An 18,064-nucleotide genomic window follows, 5' to 3' on the forward strand; every position below is an offset into this window, starting at 1 on the left:
GAATCACCCCTTAAATAATCGATTCATCCCGCACAACCTTGGATAAGGTGTTGGCTGCGAACAGCAGCGCCACGCTGACGACCGATTTCAGCATGCTGACGGCTGTCGCGAACGGAAAATTGTTGGCAAACGCGATATTGTACACATATAAATCCAGCACCTCAATCGTGTCCTTGTTCATCGCATTCTGGAAAGCGAAGTACTGCTCCATCCCGTTGTTCACAAAGTTCCCGATCGAGAGCAGCAGCAGCACGAAGAAGGTGGGGATGAGTCCCGGTACGGTGATATGCCAGATTTTGCGGAACCGGCTGGCCCCGTCCACCTCTGCCGCCTCATACAATTCCTGGTCAATGCCGGCAATCGCCGCCAGATAGAGGATCGCTCCCCAGCCGAGCGACTTCCACCAGTACCAGGCAATCATCGTCAGCCAGATATGGGAGCTGGAGGCCAGAAAATTGAAGCCCTCATCCACCAGTCCAAGCTGAACCAGCACATGGGTCACGACGCCGTTGTCTACTGAGAACAGCGAGAACGCCAGCGCATAGACGAGAATCCAGCTGATAAAATTCGGGATCGTGGTCAGTGTCTGCACCATTTTGCGGTACCAGCCTGCCTTGATCTCCGTCAGCAGAATGGCGAAAATGACCGGAAACACTGAGGTGACCAGCCCGAGTGAGCTCATCGCCACCGTATTTTTCAGCACACGCAGCACCTCTGCGGTCTGGGTCGGATTCTCGACCATGGTCCGGAACCATTTCAGCCCGACATACGGCGTATCCGACAGCGGAATACCCGGTATGAAGTCATAGAAGGCGTAAATCCACCCGCTGACCGGCAGATAATAGAAAATAAAAGTAATCACCAGAAACGGCAGCGCCATCAGGAACAGCTTATACTTGCTCTGCAATGTCCCGCGGGTCCGGCGGGCCGGCTCGGCGCTGTGCTGCAGCTTGCCAGAAGGTACTCCCATGCCTCTATCTCCTACGCTCCAGATTTTTGTTTACGCTTTCATCGTAGCAGATGAATCGGCTTTTCCGGGATAGAGGCCAGCCACCGGTTAAGCGAGAGCCGTCCGGAAATTGCGGACCATTTTCGCAGGGGAGTGAACCGTTTTCGCAGGAGAGTAACATTTCACAGGGGAGTGAACCGTTTCCGCAGGAGAGTAACTTTTCGCAGGAGAGGCAACCATCATCACAGCGTGGAGCTTTCGCATACCCTTTAGCACGCAAAAAGGCTCCACGTTTGTACGGGAAGCCTGACTGAAGATTTTATTAATGAAATAGGGGCTGCTTTCAATATTAAATTTAGGCAGAGAGAATGTATCCGGTTCCATATCTCCATACCTACCGATTCGTTGCCGCTGAGCAACACCCTGCGCGCCCGTTAAACTTGGATGGCTCCGCCAGACTGTAGCGCTCCGGCAGCTAATTGGATTTTTGCTACTTCATTCTACCGATTATCAACTTTTCTAAACATTAGTTGGAGAATCATCACTTAGATTAGCCTATAAAGCCCATATGGCACGAAAACTGCTGGATTAAGTGTTGTTTTTCCAACTACCTTCTCTCATGCGGCAAGTTTCCCAAAATTAGTTAGCCATTTTCCACTTAGCCCGCTCAGCAGACAGCTGAAGACTCGCTCCCGCCACTCAATGAACAACATAGCTGCATTTTGTACACTTAAAACACCTGATTTTCAAGCTAACGGCCGTTTAAGTGTACTCCGTACAACTATATCACCGTAAAAAGCCCATTTTGCCCGATTTAGCCGGATTTAGTTGTACAAACTGCAGTTATCTCGCGCACTTACACCAACTTACTATTTTTAGTTGCACCAAATACACTTATTCGGCCGGCTCAATGTAAATAGTAGGCTGGGCGGTAACGCATCCAAGCAACATTACCTTCATGTGCTGCACAAGCAGGCAATCAGCCATAAAAACAGTTTTCCTGCAAGGCGTTTGTTTGCCGGGAGCTCATATCATCCTGCTCGTCCACTTATTCCCCCGGCTAATAACTGTATCTGTCACTGCTTACATGCCGCATCAGTTGCAGCATCACGCTGCAACCGCTGCGACTCATACACATCAGCATCATTCACTCCGGAAAATATTAGCCGCGTTCCCCTGCACGCCCGGCTTGAACCGGAACAGCCCGCCTGTCAGCGGCCAGCGCTCCAGCTGTTCTTCGCTCATCCCGTTGCGCGCTGTCGTGATGTACAGCTCGTCCAGGTCTTCACCGCCAAAGGTACATGAGGTTACATTCAGCGCCGGGACTTCCACCCTGCCGATCTGCTCCCCGGTATGGGGATTCCAGCGCGACACGCAGCTGCCGCCCCACTGGGCGACCCAGAGCATGCCTTCACGGTCGATCGTCATCCCGTCAGGGACATCACTGCCTTCGGGCAGATGAATAATCGCCCGGCGGTTGCTCACCTTTCCGGACTCCAGATCATAATCCAGCGCATCTACCGCTCTGGTTACGGAGTCAATGTAGTACATGCGGCTGAGGCTGTCATCCCAGGCCAGACCGTTGGAAATGCCGACGCCGTTCAGTACCTGCTGCACCTTGCCGTCCCGTTCCATCACATACAGGCTGCCAGCCGACCGGTCCGAGCCCATGCTCATCGATCCGAACCACAGCCTGCCGGCGCTGTCACATTTGGCATCATTCAGCCGGTTACCCGGCAGCTCCGGCTCCACCTCGGCCAGCTGCTCAAGCTGGTCCGGATCGCTGCCGTCATACCTGTAGATACCATCCTGAAGCGCAAGAATCCAGCCGCCATTAGCGCCAGGGACTGCGGCACTAATTCTCTGCGCGAACGTAACCGCCTGCTCATCACCTGTCGCCGGATCATAGCTGCGCAGCTGCCTGCCCTCTATATCAACCCAATACAATTTGCTGTCTGCGTCATTCCAGTGCGGACCTTCACCCAGCACCGCCCTTGCGTCTAATACCAGCTCTGCCTGATTGGTCATTATCCCCATCCTCCTAAGCTTCCTTGATGTTAGTATTCTCCCGTCTATTCTACCTTTCATTACCGGGAGAATCCAATGTGCGGCGAGGCGGCATTTATTTATTTTAGAGTCATGTATAATGCCGGAGTCAGTTCTTCACTTTCAATTCCATTTATTTCACAATCTTCACCGGCTGCTTAACTACCGCACTTTTATGAATCTCCAAGTAGCTGCTATATTCCACCTTCTGAATAACGCAGCCCGCACCAATAATCACCTTTTCGCCCCGCACGATGTCCGCATGCGTATTCTCCAGCTCTATATAGTCGCCTTCAATCAGCCCGGAGGTGAACCGCATCTCCGCATGCTGTCCCGGCTGGAGCAGCGCTTTGCTCTTGCTCCGCTTGACCGTAATCGTGCCGCCGCCAACCTCAGCTGCGCTGCCCGGACCATACAGCTTCAGCTGCAGCTTATCCGCACTCAGCAGCCCCTTCACTTGCAGGGCTCCGCTCAGCTCCAGCTCCTCGGCCTCACAATTTCCGCTCGTCTCCAGGCTTCCGCTGAGCTTCAGCCGCTCGGCGGCGAGGCTGCCTGCCTTGATGTCCCCTTGCCCGCGCAATGCTCCGCCTTTCAGCCAGCCGTTCACCGTAAGCTCACCTGCCAGTTTCAGCTTCTCCACCTTCAGGCTGCCGGACACTTCATTTTCCCCGGTTATGCTGAGGCTGAAACAGTCAACATCCCCGTTAAATCTGCACTCTCCGGTTATCTTTACGTCCTGAAAAAAACCGCCTAATGAACTTGAGGTACCAAGTACCTTCAGATTGCTCCGATCTGCAGCTTCATTCACCATTTTTCTCCACCCTTCCTACTGCGGCATCCGGATGAACCGTCAGCTCAGTCAAATATTCCACACGGCCGATGCTGCACCCCGGTCCGATCCTTACCACGCCGCCGCGCACCACTTCCGCGCTCGTGCATTCCAGATCCAGCACATCACCCTCAATTATTGTCGTGATCAGCTGCGCTTTAAGCTTTGATATGATGCTGGACGCCAGCTTATTCCAGATTCCTCCGTCCAGGCTGCGGATAACCAGACTCTCTACGCCGATTCCTCCTGCTTTCGCCTGCCCATGCAGTGTAAAATTCACATGCCCTGCGCTAAGCAGACCTTTGATTTCGAATACACCCTCACCGTTCAGTTCTTCCAGGTCACAGTTTCCTTTGACGTTCAGCTTACCGTTCAGTCTGCAGCTTTCTCCGCGCAGATCCCGGTTTACAGTCACCAGGCCGTCTCCCCCGATCCGCTCCGCCTGCAGGCTGCCGTTAATCTTTATTTTCCCGTTAGCCTGCAGCTCTTCCGTCACAGCATCCCCCAGAACGGTGATGACCCCGTTTCCCTGAAACATCCTGGCACTGACATTTCCGTTAACCTTGCACACCCCGTCCAAAGACACCTTGTTATAACGGCCCCCTGCTCCTCCGGTAACTCCTGTCAGCAATAAATCCGGCAACTGCTGTTCATCCATCTTTAAGCCCCTCCCGTAACATTCATGGTCTGTTTAATTTTCCGTTGAGCTGCTCCATTATGTCAGTCAGACTTATCCGCACTACCAGCCGGGCTCCCTTATCGAATAGGATTTCTGCCGGTGCTGCACTGAGCAGGAAGAAGCTAACCCCCATTTTCCGGATAAAAAACAGCTCCCAGCCCTTCGCTCCAAACCTCGGTGTCTGCTCGGCAAGCGTGTGAAAAAGCTGATCCGCCTCATCCAGGTTCAGCTCTCCACCGCTGAGCAGCCGGTCTAACGTGAACAATTGTACAACTTGCCCGAAATCATACGTCTTCGTTTTGTCCATAATATCCCCGAACCGCTCCAGGCACACTCTCGAAACAATGTTACGTTCTATAATCTGGTCCGCTGTAAAAGCTAGTCCGTTAACCAACGCCGTATCAGTCAGTTTATCCGCCAGTTCATCCAGAGAAAACCCGTCTTTCAGGTTAATGATGTTATGGATACGCCCCAGAATCCGTTCCTTTGGAAAAAAGGTTTCCTGACCAGTAAACACCGATTTGCGGATGAACCATTCCTCCGGAATCAGTTGCTTGCGTTTCCAGCGGTAGAGCTGGCCGTAAGAGATTCCTGTCAGTTCAAGCAGTTCCTTCTTGGATATCAATTCTTCTTCCATACGATCACTCCTTGGCGCTATCGTAACATAACACTGTTACGTTGTAAATCCCGATAAAGGACCGCTCCCTTCTCTCCTTCACACTACTTTGATCTATCCCGGCTGTTTAACCCACTACACAAAAAGGAGCAGGCCGCTCCCGCTAAGGAAAGGCCTGCTCCTTGTATATACCCTGCTGTTACGCCGGGATATTATTCTTCTGTCTTGCCTTCGTCCGCATTCTCCGCAGCTGCCGGTTCTTCTGCAGCTTCGCCTTCTGCCGGATCTTCTTGGACAATCGGCGGTGAGATCCGCACAATCAGTGTATCCTCCGGTGTCAGTACCTCCCAGCCTTCATGCTTCGGCAGGTCAGATACCAGCAGCTGGTCACCGATCTCCAGATTGGTGATATCCACTTCAAAGGTCGGGGTCAGCTTATCCGGCAACGTTCTGATATCCAGCTCATAAAGCTCGACCTGCTGGATGCCGCCTGCTTTTACACCGGCTGGTTCGCCTGTGAACTGGAAAGCAACCTTCGTATCCAGCTCTGCCTTCATATCAATCTGATGCAGATCGACATGCAGCAGCTTGCGGGAAAGCGGCTGGCGCTGAATTTCTGCGATTACAGCGTTTTTGGTGCCGGAATCCGGGAGCTCAACCTTGAGGATCGCCCGGGGGTTTTTGCCGACAATTTCTGTAATGGCCTTGGCATCTGCCGAAAAGGATTGTGTATCTGAACCTGCACCGTAGACGACAACCGGTACAAAGCCTTTGTTCCGCGTTGCAGAAGCCGAGCCGGATCTTTCAGTCAAACGAATTGTAGTATTCATGATAGTTCCTCCTAGTAGTTTAGTTAGCTTCTGCTTCCGTGAGTCTCTTTGAACGAAACTCGCTCCGAAAGCATTTGCCATGATTTGTGGGTCGCCGACAAGCATGGTGCACATGCTGTCAGCTTAGCTGCGTCGCATAGTGCTTCTGTAGATGCTGCCTGAGAAGACTGAACCTTGCGAATAGAAACAAGGCCTACTTGAGCTACAGGCCCGATTAGTCTTTTATTAACCCCATTTTGCCGCCGGGTAAACATCAGACCTCGCTTTTTGTCATTTAGAATAGTAAAATAAAGCCATATTACAGAGGCAGGAGTGAAGAATATGGAACAAATTGAACAAGGTGAAGGCCGTTTGTATATTGCAGGTGACGGAAAGAATCTTGCCGAGATTACATACAGGCTGGAAGAGGCTACAGGGAACTGGATTGTTGATCATACCTATGTCTCGGAAGAGCTGCGCGGACAAGGGACTGCCGAGAAGCTGGTGCGGGAAGTAGTGGAAAAGGCCCGTGAAGCGGGTGTCAAAATTATTCCGGTCTGCCCTTATGCCGTCAAGCAGTTTGAACGGCACAAGGAATATTCGGACGTGCTCAGCGGAGACGGAAGCGCATCATAACGCTGGCCGTTTCCTTGGGGAGCATGAAGAGCGGCAAGAGTATTAGCTCAACTTGAGGAGGAAACGGATTGAATTCTGCGGATACGTTAAAAGATATTGAAGAGCTCCAGCTGCGCTGCGAGCAATATGAGGGAATTTCCCTGAAGCTGAACTGGGACATGCTGCGCAATACCCCTGAGGCCGGAGGAACAGAATGGCTTGTCACTTATGAGGAGGAGCAACTGGTCGGCTTCATCGGCCTGTACGGGTTCGGCGGCGAGATGGAGGTATGCGGCATGGTCCGGCCGGGTTTCCGGCGCAGAGGCATCTTTACATCGCTCTGGGAGCTTGCGCAGAACAAGATTCATAAGCGCAATATCTCTACCCTGCTTCTGAATGCCCCGGCGGTCTCATCATCTGCTGCCGGCTTCCTGAAGACGCTGCCTCTGAAATTCAATCATGCCGAATACCAGATGAAATGGGATCAGGCAGCCGTCCTGCAGGGGCCGGGAGAAGTGAGCTCCGCTGCCGGAACGGTAACGCTGCGCCCTGCCCGTGAGGACGAATCCTCTGTCCTTATTCAGCTGGACAGCGCGGGATTTGATCTGTCTGAGGAAGAAGCAGCAGAAATGTTTGAGGAGCAGCGGCATGAAGCGCTGCAGGAGCATATTATCATCGAGCTGAACGGCCGGCCGGCCGGCAAAATGCGGCTCTGGACCGATAACAACGAAACCTGGATTTACGGCTTTACCGTTGACCAGAAGCTGCGTGGACTCGGTATCGGCCGCAGTGCGCTGCAGCAGACGATCGAACGGGAGAGCCGTAATTACAACGGGGTGAATCTGGAAGTATCCCTGGACAATCCCAACGCCCTGAAGCTATATGAAAGCTGCGGCTTTGTTATTGTGAACCGGCAGGACTATTACCGGTACACCGGCTCCCTTTAGGACATACCAAAGCCCCCGCCTTCCGGCAGATTTGCCGGAGGACGGGGGCTTTCTTTTCATATCTGCCTCGTCTCAATAAAACTACATCAGTCCGAACCCGCCAAAGGCAGCCTCGCTCTTCTCATTCCTGCGGCTGTCCACACTGACGTTCCGGTCTGCCGTCTTATCCTGTTCCAGGAATACGGACAGTAGCCGCACATAATCCAGCGATTCCGTGAGCGGCACGCCCGCCCCGTCAAAAATATGCCTCCGGCCGTCCATCAGCGAGTAGATTTCGATCGTATCCGCCGGCTCCCCGTAAGCCTTGTGACAGAACACATTGGCCATGTGCAGGAAACCGGTGATTACATCCTCATGCCCGGACACCATAAATTTCTGTATGTTCAGGCAGCGCCCGCTGCGCTGCGAATTCCAGGCCAGCTGAAAGATCATCGCCAGCTCGACTGACAGCTCGGGTACCGGGGTGTGCCACTGCTCATAGAGCATAACTGGAATCTCCCCTGTATGATTGACTGGTGCCAGCCGCATCAGCTCATCGGCCACCGCCGTCTTTACATCCCAATAATGCATCAACGACGGAAAAGCGGTGCTTCTCAGCGGCCAGCGCCGCTCCAGCAGAAACTGAACCGGTGTCTCCCGGCGCACCGCAGGCTGCAGGCTGTAGAAATCATTCAGCGTATGGCCGATTGCATATTGTACCTGCTGTCTCCAGCGGGGAAGCCCGGTCGAAGCGGCTCCGACGGCAAGCGACTCCGCGCCGCCCAGCATGATGTGCTCCATGCGGAAATCGTTCAGCCTGGCGTACCGGACCGCCTGCGCATCCGCTTTTCCCGTGTCCATCATTCCTGCCGCGCCGCCCATCGTCAGGAAACCGCCGCGCAGGTCTCAAGAAACTGGCGTCCGAAATTCCGGCAGCTGTCCTTTTCCGCCGCATTCGGGCCGTATTCAATCTTCAGGCTTTCCTGCACAACTTCCGCCCCGCGCTCCTTCAGCTTCTCTTCAATCAGATCTACAGCACCGCAGTATATGGAATATCCGGTATCTCCGCTCCCAAAGGCAGCCGCCTTATAGCCGGCCAGATTCAGCTCATCCATCTCCTCATAGAAATCAAGAAATTCATCCGGCAGCTCGCCGTCGCCCCAGGTATAAGCTCCCAGCAGTACAGCATCATAGTTATTTATCTCATCTGCGTTACAGTCGGTTACCGATTTCAACACGGCCTCCCCGCCTGCCTGGCGTATTCCTTCTGCGATCAGTTCTGCAATCTCTTCCGTGTTACCCGTTAAGCTGGCATATGCCACAAGCACCTTAGCCATGATTCTGTCCTCCCTATTTATGCTTGAAGTATATAACGGCCCCTGAACGTACCCAGAAGCCAGAATGAATTATTCCTATTCTATTTGATAATGATTCTCATTGTCAACATATAAAAAAACGGACAATCGCCCTGCAGTCAGGCTATTGTCCGTCTCCCTCTTTTACACGCTGTGTTCGGAAAATATTCTTAGGCTTAATATGCGCCTTCAAGCAAAGTAATGCTGTTGCCGTCAGGGTCTTTGAAGTTCATCTCTCTGCCCCCGTATTCCATCGTAACCGGCGGTTCGCAATCAAGCCCGCGGGCTTTAAGCTCCGCATAAGTCTCATCCAGGCTGCTGCAGGAGAATACCAGGTTGACAACCCCTGTCGTAAGCTTGTCCCATTTGTGCTCGTCCCAGATAATAATACCCGGCAGCCCGCCCGCAAAGCCGATCTTTGCCCCGTCACTGTTGCCGAACCCCTCGAACGGGACGGGAATTCCAAGAACCGCTGAATAAAAAGCCGCCAGAGCAGCGGTGTCCTTCGTATACAAGTTAATTCCTTCAAATGCTGAGATCATGCAGAGCTCCCTCTTTTCCTATGTGATGTCAGCCATTCCCGGCTACTGTATCCATTCTAACCGCCAGTCCCGCCCCTGTATTGTAAAAATGCGACCTTCATTTCCGCGCATATGCCAGCGCCTCACGCGGAGTCTGTCCGGCAAACCTCCTGAAGCTGTTGTTAAAATGCGACTGGTCGCTGTAACCGAAGCCATGGACGAGATCCTGAATATCACGAAACTGCGGTGCAGGGGAATACAGATTCCGCCACACATTCTGAAACCGGACCAGATCGGCTGTCTGCTTCGGGGAAATGCCTATATATTCGCGGAACAGCCGCTCAAGCTGCCGGCTGCTGAGCACCGATTCGGCAGATAGTCCCGACACCGACATCACTCCTTTGGCCTGCAAAATGGCATGTACCGCGTTCATCAGCCCGCTGTTGACATTACCCGCACTATTCAGGCGGCGCAGCAGATACTCCTCAGCCCAGGCAATCCGCTCTGTCAGTGTCCGCGCTGCAGCCAGTCTTTCCCCCAGCTCCTTGCGGAAGGAATTGAAGTAACGGTCTACTTCCCCGTAGAAATTCTTTACATCCCGGAGATGTTCATCCGCAAACAGCTGCACGGCCCAGAAGTGAAACCGGATGGCAAAACGTTGCCTGCCTGCTGTCCCGCCATCTCCGGCCACTTCAAACGGAGTATCATTGATTCCGCAAAATACGCCATCTGCAGCACCGGAGGCTGTATCCCACTCCCAGATGATGTCCATGCACGTATCAGGGATAATGATTTCCCGCTCCGCCGGCCGGCCGGGCAGCTTGTCCGTCAGCAAGGAGTACTCCGGCTGCTCCATTGCAGTGCCCCAGAAGCAGCGGATATAGGGCCGTAGCGCCTTGCACGGCATAAATTCCCCTGCTCCGCCCGGTCTGGCGGTAACCGGATAATACAACTGTGCCAGATTGTACACACTTGTTCCTCCTCTCTCTCTTGGAATAACGCCCGCTGTCCACGCTTCCTGTAACTCTGATCATACACAATCAGTAACGGCATATAAAGTCTGGACGTAATTACTTTGAGCCATTATGGCGGGCAGGCCGGATGGGCAAGCTGAGAATAGTCGCAGCTTCGCAACCTTTTTGTTTGTAGCTGTCCTGTTAAATGTTGTACAATAAAGTCTAAATGAATTTTTGAAGGATGGATTAATGATGTATATTGCAGGCGATTGGAAAGACTATGAAGTTATTGATACCGGAGGCGGAGAAAAGCTGGAACGCTGGGGTGACATCATCCTGCGCCGTCCGGACCCGCAGATTATCTGGCCGTTGACCCAGGAGACAGCAAAATGGCGTGATGTGCATGGACATTACCACCGCAGCTCCTCCGGCGGCGGACAATGGGAAATGAAAAAAACGATTCCGGACGACTGGAAGATCAGCTACGGCAAGCTGAAGTTCCACCTGCGTCCGACTAATTTCAAGCATACAGGCCTCTTCCCTGAGCAGGCAGCCAACTGGAGCTGGATGATGGACAAGATTTCTGGCGCGAACCGCCCGATTTCTGTACTTAACCTGTTCGCTTATACCGGTGGAGCTACTGTAGCAGCAGCCAGTGCCGGCGCTTCGGTTGTGCATGTTGATGCAGCCAAAGGCATGGTTCAATGGGCAAAAGAAAACATTCAGCTGTCCGGTCTCGGCGAACGTCCAGTCCGTTTTATCACGGACGATGTATTCAAATTTGTGCAGCGCGAACAGCGCCGCGGCAGCAAATACGATGCGATTATAATGGACCCGCCGTCCTACGGCCGCGGACCGGGAGGCGAAATGTGGAAGCTGGAGTCCAGCCTCTATCCGTTCCTCGAAAGCTGTATGGAGATCATGAGTGACAGACCGCTGTTCATGCTGATCAATTCCTACACCACCGGCATCTCGCCGACCGTTCTGCGCAATATGCTCTCTATGACCATGGGCAAGCGTTACGGCGGCAAGCTGACCTCAGGTGAAATCGGACTGCCGATCACCACTTCCGGCATGAACCTGCCTTGCGGAATTCTGGGCCGCTGGGAGGCGTAAGCCATGAATACGCAGCATAACGGCGCCGCAGAAGGACAATCCGGCGGACAGTCGCGTTTTGAGATCCTGTTCGAGGACAACCATCTGCTCGGCATTGTGAAGCCGGTAAATATTCCTGTGCAGGAGGATGCCACCGGCGACCCAGATCTTCTGAGCCTGCTCAAGGAGGATATCAAGGAACGGTATAACAAGCCCGGCAATGTCTTCATGGGGCTTGTGCACCGGCTGGACCGTCCGGTTGGCGGCGCCATGATCTTCGCCAAGACCTCCAAGGCAGCCTCACGGCTGTCGGACAGTGTCCGCACCCATGTCTTCCGCAAGGTGTATCTGACCGTTGTCCACGGCAAGCCCCCGGCTTCCCAAGGCCGGCTGGTCAACACCTTGCTGAAGGATGCCAAGAGCAACACCGTCTCCATTGTCCGCAAAGGGACTCCCGGCGGCAAGGAGGCCATTCTTGACTACACCGTGCTCGGCAATGCCGAAGGCTATAGCCTGCTGAAGATCGATCTGCTGACCGGCCGCTCGCATCAGATTCGTGTACAGCTGAACGGAATCGGCTGCCCGCTGTTCGGAGACCAGAAATACGGCGCTGCCGTGAACCGTCCCGGCCAGCAGATTGCCCTCTGGTCGGCTGTGGTCGGTTTTCCGCACCCGGTTACCAAAGAAGATACCGAGCTCATCTCGCTGCCCCCGCAGGCCCATCCCTGGGATCTGTGGCCGCAGCAGGTACAGAAACAGGCCATCCGCTGAGGATGGCCTGTTTTTTGGGTGTGATATGATAGACAACTGGTTCCAGATTCAATCTAAGTGGAAAATCGCTATCTAATTTACCCTTGAACGGGTGAATTAGAAATCTAGTTGGAAAAACGCCACTTAATCTGCTCCAAATGGATCCTAGAGCTATAAACAGCCAATTTAGTTGACGTTTTTCCACTTAATAGCCTTTTTTCAAGAAAAATTATATTTAGTTAGCATTTTTCCACTTAGCTGTTTCAGCTACATCCTGTGGAATCGTTTCCTAAAGCAGATAACCTTCATCCACTCCGGAGTTTACGGTGTCGAGCCTTCAGGTGCCGGGGCTGGAGCTACCGCCATCTTGCCCATAAGATACAACAGCAGCTGCTGATTATGCGATGAGATCGGGTCGAGCGCCTCGGCAAAAAAATCACTGCGCACCTTAAGTCCGCGCGCGGTCTCGTTCCGGCCTACCTCGGTAATGCTCACCCAGACAATCCGCCGGTCTGCCGCATCGCGTTCGCGCTTGATCAGTCCGTTCTTCTCCATCCGGTCAAGCAGCATCGTTACCGCCGCCGGGCTGGTTGCCAGATGGGGCGCCAGATCGGAAGGCTTCATAGCATCTCTTTCCTGCAGCAGTTCCAGTACGGTGAGCTGGGCATCAGTCAGTGTAGGGGCAAGATTGCTGTCCATATGTAATTTGTAATCCTTTAATATTTTGTGCCATATTTTACTGAATTCAGAGGAGTGCACACTTATTCCTTCCTTCCCTGCGGATCTCTATCCGGTATATCTACATTTTCGAGAAATAAATTCCATTTCCTGCTAAACAAAAAAATATTTATATGACCAGCCCGCAGGATTAATTTTTCCTTTCGGCAAAATAAAACGGCGCATGCTCAGCTTCCGGAAAGCTGCGCACGCGCCGTTGTCACTTATATTATTTAAACTGGCTTTATCCGCTATTTAATGGCCGGGAAAAGCGAGAGAATCTCATCCTTCTTCTCCACCGGAACCAGGACCTTGCCGATGGAACGGCGTTCGCCAAGCGGTGCCGATTCAGTTGAGAAGGTATGCACCTGCCCGTCACGGGTAATAGCGACCAGCTCCAGCGGCTCCTTGCAGTGGAACGCACCGGCGATCCGGCTGCCGTTCGGTTTAACACGTTTGCCTTCCTTGAATTCAAAGGTCGGCATCCCCTTGCCGCCGCGGCTCTGCGAAGGATAATCTACCAGCAGGCTGCGCTTGCCGTAACCGATATCGGTCACTGTAAGAATCTCTCCCTCATCTTCACTAACCCAGAAGCAAGAGACCACTTCGTCGCCTTCGCGCAGCTGAATACCTCTAACCCCGCTGGCTACACGGCCCATCGGGTTCACTTCGCTTTCCTTGAACCGGATGCTCATTCCCTCACGGCTTATCAGCACGATATCCTTTTCCCCGCTGCTTAGCGCGACTGTGAGAATCTCATCGCCCTCAGCAACCTTGCAGGCCGCTACAGCTCCTGAACGGCTGGTAGAATACTCCTTGAGCTCCGTACGCTTCACCTGACCTTTGCGGGTAACAAAGACAAGACTGGACTGCGGATCGTCCAGATTGCTGACCGGCAGCATGGTGACGACACTGTCACCCTTGGCCAGGCTGATGACGTTAACGATTGCTGTCCCCGGCTCCTTCCATTTGAAATCCGGTATCTGATGAACCGGAAGCAGGAAGTACTGTCCTTTCCGGGTAAAGACAAGCAGGCTGTCCCGGGTATTCAGATCGAGCAGCTTGACGATATGATCGCCTTCCTTGACCCCGGAAGCATTGCGTTCGCCGCCGGAGCGTGTAAAGGACGGCATGCCCGTCCGCTTGATATAACCGTCGGCTGACAGCGCCACTAACACATCTTCTGCATTAACCAGCACTTCCAGGCTGACCTTCAGCTCCTCTACTTCGCCTTGAATGAGCGAGCGGCGATCGATGCCGTATTTATCGCGGATTTCCAGCAGTTCCTTGCGGATAACCGAAATCAGCTTCTTGTCGCTGTTCAGAATGCCGTTCAGCGTGTTGATCCGGGCCAGCATTTCATCGAGCTCTTTCTGCAGTGAATGAATCTCCAGATTCGTCAGCCGGTACAGCTGCAGGGTAAGGATCGAATCAGCCTGCCGCTCACTGAAGCCGAACATCCAGACCAGGTTATTCTGGGCATCCTGGCGGTTTTTGGAAGCTTTGATCGCAGCAATAACCTCATCCAGAATGTTAAGCGCCTTAACCAGTCCTTCCAGGACATGCGCACGGTCTTCTGCGCGCTCCAGGTCAAACTGGGTGCGGCGGGTCACAACCTCACGCTGGTGGGCGATATAGGCCTCCAGAATCGCTTTGAGTCCAAGCTGCTGCGGAGCTTTGTTGACGATGGCTACCATATTGAAGTTATACGTAACCTGCAGGTCAGTTTTCTTCAGCAGATAAGCCAGCACACCCTGTGCATCGGCTTCCTTCTTGAGCTCAACTACAATCCGCAGCCCTTCCCGGCCGCTCTCATCGCGGACTTCAGCAATACCGTCGATCTTTTTCTCCAGCCGGATATTCTCCATCGCGGTAACCAGGCGCGATTTTACGATCTGGAAAGGAATTTCGGTAATAATAATCTGCTGCTTGCCTCCGCGCAAATTCTCAATTTCAGTCTTCGAGCGCAGGTAGATCCGCCCTTTACCGGTACGGTAAGCGTCCATAATGCCGTCGCCGCCCATAATCGTACCGCCGGTCGGGAAATCCGGACCTTTGATAAAGGTCATGATATCTTCCAGCGGAATATCCGGCTTCTGCATCACGGCGATGCAGGCGTCGATAACCTCACGCAGGTTATGCGGCGGAATTTCAGTCGCAAAACCTGCGGAAATCCCGCTTGTTCCGTTAACCAGCAGGTTCGGAAAACGCGATGGTACAACTACCGGTTCCTTCGCGGTATTGTCAAAGTTGTCCTTGAACAGGACGGTGCGCTTCTCGATATCGCGCATCATCTCCATCGCAATCGGAGACAGGCGGGCTTCGGTATAACGCATCGCAGCTGCCGGGTCATCGTCCATCGAGCCCCAGTTACCGTGACCGTCTACAAGCACATGTCCCATTTTCCACGGCTGGGCCATGCGGACCATACCGTCATAGATGGACGAGTCACCGTGGGGATGATAGTTACCCATAACGTCCCCGACGGTTTTAGCCGATTTGCGGTACGGCTTGTCCGGGGTATTGCCCGAGTCGTACATCGCATACAGAATCCGGCGCTGCACGGGCTTCAGCCCGTCGCGTACGTCGGGAATCGCCCGGTCCTGAATAATATATTTGGAATACCGGCCAAAGCGGTCACCGACGACCTCTTCCAGAAAAGCCGGCGAAAATTGTTCTGATAAACTGCTCACTTGGCTCACCTTCTGTTCCTCAATCTATCCGAGCATTTGATTCAGTGATTCACGCGGGGCTTCGCAGGCTGGCTTGTTCTTCCGCTCTCCGCTACTTACAATCTTCAAATATAGCAACAATATAGATTAAATCTGAGTTTTTTATTTAAGGCTTCGCTGTGACTCCAGAGAATATTTGGACTTCCGGCCGCTGTTGTCTGCAGATTTCCTGATTATAACCGCCTTTCGCGGTAGAAATCCGCAGACTGCATATGCTTCCGTAGCTAGCTTTTCTGCGAAAAGCTTTCAGGCGGTCGCTACCGCTCCTACAGTTCCAAAATTCCCCTCCGCCACTTTTTCCTAAATATATTTTTTCAGAATCAATCTATATAGTACCTTTGAAATTTGAATTTAAGCCTACGCTACGCTCCTACAGAACAAATCCGCCTGCTCCGCACGCGTATCACGAAAATCAACAATCACGGAAGCAATCGTCACTTCCGCTTATAACTTGACCGCTTCTACTCGATTATCTCTGTGAAATCAACATTCTCAACGATCCAGCGCTTGCGCGGGTCAACCTTGTCACCCATAAGCGTGGAGACACGGCGCTCCGCTTTGGCAGCATCCTCAATCTGCACCTGCAGCAGGGTCCGGGTGTCCTGGTTCATCGTGGTTTCCCACAGCTGATCCGGGTTCATCTCGCCGAGTCCCTTATAACGCTGCAGCTCAAAGTTTTTGCCGAACTCTTTCAGGTAGTTCTGCAGCTCTTCATCACTCCAGGCATAACGCACGGTCTGCAGCTTGCCCGATTTGCGGGTCAGCTTGTACAGCGGCGGCTGGGCGATGAACACCTTGCCGGCATCAATCAGCGGCTTCATATAACGGTAGAAGAAGGTCAGCAGCAGCACCTGAATATGTGCGCCGTCCGTATCGGCATCAGTCATAATAATAATTTTGGAATAATTGCTGTCCTCTACGGCAAAATCCGGGCCGATCCCGGCGCCAATCGCCGAAATGATCGCCTTGTATTCATCATTCTTCAGAATATCCAGCAGCTTGGCCTTCTCCGGATTCATCGGCTTGCCCTTCAGCGGCAGAATCGCCTGGATCTTGGAATCACGGCCCTGCTTGGCCGATCCGCCGGCGGAATCCCCTTCGACGATAAACAGCTCGGTACGGGTCACGTCCTTGGATTGTGCCGGTGACAGCTTGCCGCCGAGATTGGAACTCTCGCTGCGCTTCTTGCCGCTGCGGATCTCGTCCCGGGCTTTACGCGCCGCTTCGCGTGCCTTCGAAGCCTGGATCGACTTCTTCAGCAGGCTCTGGGCCACCTGCGGGTTCTCTTCAAGGAACCGGGCCATGTTCTCGGCCACGATATAATCGACGGCGCTGCGGGCAGAGGCGCTGCCGAGCTGATCCTTGGTCTGGCCGACGAATTCGACCTCAGCCATCTTGATGCTGATGACGGCCATCATACCTTCGCGCAGATCGTTGCCCTCGAGATTCTTGTCCTTTTCCTTCAGCAGCTGCGTCCGGCGGGCGTATTCATTCATCACGCGCGTATAGGCTGTCTTGAACCCGGTCTCATGGGTTCCGCCGCTGCGGGTAGGAATGGAGTTTACGAACGAAGCCAGCGTTTCGGTGTAACCGGCGTTATACTGCAGCGCTACTTCAACTTCGATGTCATCCTTCTCCGAACTGAAGTGAATGACATCGTGCAGCGTGTCCTTACCTTCATTCAGGAACTGTACAAACTGGCTGGCGCCGCCTTCATAGAAATATTCGTCCTGGCGTCCGCTGCGTTCGTCACTCAGCGCGATCCGCAGGCCCGAGTTCAGGAAGGCAATCTCCTGTACCCGTTCTGCAAGCGTATCATAGTTCAGGGCAATCCCGTTTGCGAAGACGCGAATATCCGGCTTGAAGGTGATCTTCGTACCGGTTTTGTTCGTATTGCCGAGAACCTCAAGGCCGGTGACAGGCTCCCCTACATGCTCCTTGCCGTTCTTGTCCACCCAGTATTCAAACCGCTGGCGGTGGGTTTTGCCGTCACGGTATATTTCAACCTCCAGCCACTCGGACAGGGCATTGGTGACCGAAGCGCCAACGCCGTGCAGTCCGCCTGATTTTTTGTAGCCGGAGCCGCCGAATTTACCGCCTGCATGCAGAATCGTAAAAACAACCTGCGGAGTCGGCACCCCGGTCTTGTGCATTCCGGTCGGGATTCCCCGGCCGTTATCGATGACGGTAACCGAACCGTCCTTACGTAATGTAATGTCAATTTTGGAACAAAATTTGGCTAAATGCTCATCAACGGCGTTATCCACGATTTCCCATACAAGATGGTGCAGTCCCGAAGAACTCGTACTGCCGATATACATGCCGGGCCGTTTGCGGACCGCAACCAGACCTTCGAGCACCTGAATGTCGTCAGCATCGTATCCGGTCCGGCCTGCTTCGCCGTCCTTGGAGACTTTTGCAAACATATCGATCTGTTCGAGCATTCATGCTCCTCCTTCTCTATCTCAC

Annotated in this window: 17 protein-coding genes; 4 read left to right on the plus strand and 13 right to left on the minus strand. The window is 53.3% G+C overall.

Annotated elements, in window-relative coordinates; genetic code table 11:
- Positions 1 to 10 precede the first annotated feature (10 nt).
- The 6 genes from NST84_RS18910 to NST84_RS18935 form a co-directional block, all read right to left on the minus strand.
- Positions 11 to 970, minus strand: coding sequence for an ABC transporter permease subunit (locus NST84_RS18910; protein WP_342561714.1), 960 nt, complete (start codon positions 968 to 970; stop codon positions 11 to 13).
- Between the two features lie 1,122 nt (positions 971 to 2,092).
- Complete coding sequence (locus NST84_RS18915; RefSeq protein ID WP_342561715.1) at positions 2,093 to 2,977, minus strand: SMP-30/gluconolactonase/LRE family protein; 885 nt, start codon at positions 2,975 to 2,977, stop codon at positions 2,093 to 2,095.
- Positions 2,978 to 3,128: 151 nt separating this feature from the next.
- Positions 3,129 to 3,806, minus strand: coding sequence for a hypothetical protein (locus NST84_RS18920; RefSeq protein ID WP_342561716.1), 678 nt, complete (start codon positions 3,804 to 3,806; stop codon positions 3,129 to 3,131).
- Positions 3,796 to 4,482, minus strand: coding sequence for a hypothetical protein (locus tag NST84_RS18925; RefSeq protein WP_342561717.1), 687 nt, complete (start codon positions 4,480 to 4,482; stop codon positions 3,796 to 3,798). The genes NST84_RS18920 and NST84_RS18925 overlap by 11 nt, the downstream gene beginning before the upstream one ends.
- A 22-nt stretch (positions 4,483 to 4,504) precedes the next feature.
- Positions 4,505 to 5,140, minus strand: a complete 636-nt coding sequence (locus tag NST84_RS18930; protein ID WP_342561718.1) for a YhbD family protein — start codon at positions 5,138 to 5,140, stop codon at positions 4,505 to 4,507.
- Positions 5,141 to 5,331: 191 nt separating this feature from the next.
- Positions 5,332 to 5,949, minus strand: coding sequence for a 50S ribosomal protein L25 (locus NST84_RS18935; RefSeq protein ID WP_342561719.1), 618 nt, complete (start codon positions 5,947 to 5,949; stop codon positions 5,332 to 5,334).
- A gap of 321 nt (positions 5,950 to 6,270) precedes the next feature.
- Here NST84_RS18935 and NST84_RS18940 point away from each other — a divergent pair, with 321 nt between their 5' ends.
- Entirely contained in the window at positions 6,271 to 6,564 is a 294-nt protein-coding gene (locus tag NST84_RS18940) for a GNAT family N-acetyltransferase (RefSeq protein WP_342561720.1), read from the plus strand.
- A 68-nt stretch (positions 6,565 to 6,632) separates the two neighbouring features.
- Positions 6,633 to 7,490 carry a GNAT family N-acetyltransferase gene (locus tag NST84_RS18945; protein WP_342561721.1) on the plus strand — a complete coding sequence of 286 codons (858 nt, stop codon included), beginning with the start codon at positions 6,633 to 6,635 and terminating at the stop codon, positions 7,488 to 7,490.
- Between the two features lie 81 nt (positions 7,491 to 7,571).
- On the opposite strand, the gene NST84_RS18950 is transcribed toward NST84_RS18945, so the two are convergent.
- The 4 genes from NST84_RS18950 to NST84_RS18965 all read right to left on the minus strand — a co-directional run bounded on the left by NST84_RS18950 (position 7,572) and on the right by NST84_RS18965 (position 10,315).
- Positions 7,572 to 8,351, minus strand: coding sequence for a hypothetical protein (locus NST84_RS18950; RefSeq protein WP_342561722.1), 780 nt, complete (start codon positions 8,349 to 8,351; stop codon positions 7,572 to 7,574).
- A gap of 2 nt (positions 8,352 to 8,353) precedes the next feature.
- Positions 8,354 to 8,806: a flavodoxin gene (locus NST84_RS18955; protein WP_342561723.1), complete on the minus strand. Its 453-nt coding sequence runs from the start codon at positions 8,804 to 8,806 to the stop codon at positions 8,354 to 8,356.
- A gap of 194 nt (positions 8,807 to 9,000) precedes the next feature.
- Complete coding sequence (locus NST84_RS18960) at positions 9,001 to 9,366, minus strand: VOC family protein (protein WP_342561724.1); 366 nt, start codon at positions 9,364 to 9,366, stop codon at positions 9,001 to 9,003.
- Positions 9,367 to 9,463: 97 nt separating this feature from the next.
- Complete coding sequence (locus NST84_RS18965; RefSeq protein ID WP_342561725.1) at positions 9,464 to 10,315, minus strand: helix-turn-helix domain-containing protein; 852 nt, start codon at positions 10,313 to 10,315, stop codon at positions 9,464 to 9,466.
- A gap of 238 nt (positions 10,316 to 10,553) precedes the next feature.
- Between NST84_RS18965 and NST84_RS18970 the strand changes: the two genes are divergently transcribed.
- Both NST84_RS18970 and NST84_RS18975 read left to right on the plus strand, forming a co-directional pair.
- Positions 10,554 to 11,417 (plus strand): class I SAM-dependent methyltransferase, encoded by an 864-nt coding sequence (locus tag NST84_RS18970; RefSeq protein ID WP_342566472.1) that lies wholly within the window; start codon positions 10,554 to 10,556, stop codon positions 11,415 to 11,417.
- 3 nt (positions 11,418 to 11,420) lie between these two features.
- A complete protein-coding gene (locus NST84_RS18975; protein WP_342561726.1) occupies positions 11,421 to 12,167 on the plus strand; it encodes an RluA family pseudouridine synthase in 747 nt (248 codons plus the stop codon).
- 300 nt (positions 12,168 to 12,467) lie between these two features.
- Here the strand turns inward: NST84_RS18975 and NST84_RS18980 are convergent, their stop codons facing one another.
- The 3 genes from NST84_RS18980 to parE all read right to left on the minus strand — a co-directional run bounded on the left by NST84_RS18980 (position 12,468) and on the right by parE (position 18,039).
- Positions 12,468 to 12,905: a MarR family transcriptional regulator gene (locus NST84_RS18980; protein WP_342561727.1), complete on the minus strand. Its 438-nt coding sequence runs from the start codon at positions 12,903 to 12,905 to the stop codon at positions 12,468 to 12,470.
- A gap of 209 nt (positions 12,906 to 13,114) precedes the next feature.
- Entirely contained in the window at positions 13,115 to 15,556 is a 2,442-nt protein-coding gene (gene gyrA, locus NST84_RS18985; RefSeq protein ID WP_342561728.1) for a DNA gyrase subunit A, read from the minus strand.
- 500 nt (positions 15,557 to 16,056) lie between these two features.
- Positions 16,057 to 18,039: a DNA topoisomerase IV subunit B gene (gene parE, locus NST84_RS18990; protein WP_342561729.1), complete on the minus strand. Its 1,983-nt coding sequence runs from the start codon at positions 18,037 to 18,039 to the stop codon at positions 16,057 to 16,059.
- Positions 18,040 to 18,064 lie beyond the last annotated feature (25 nt).

The organism is Paenibacillus sp. FSL R7-0345 (genome assembly GCF_038595055.1).
GTDB lineage: Bacteria > Bacillota > Bacilli > Paenibacillales > Paenibacillaceae > Paenibacillus_AQ.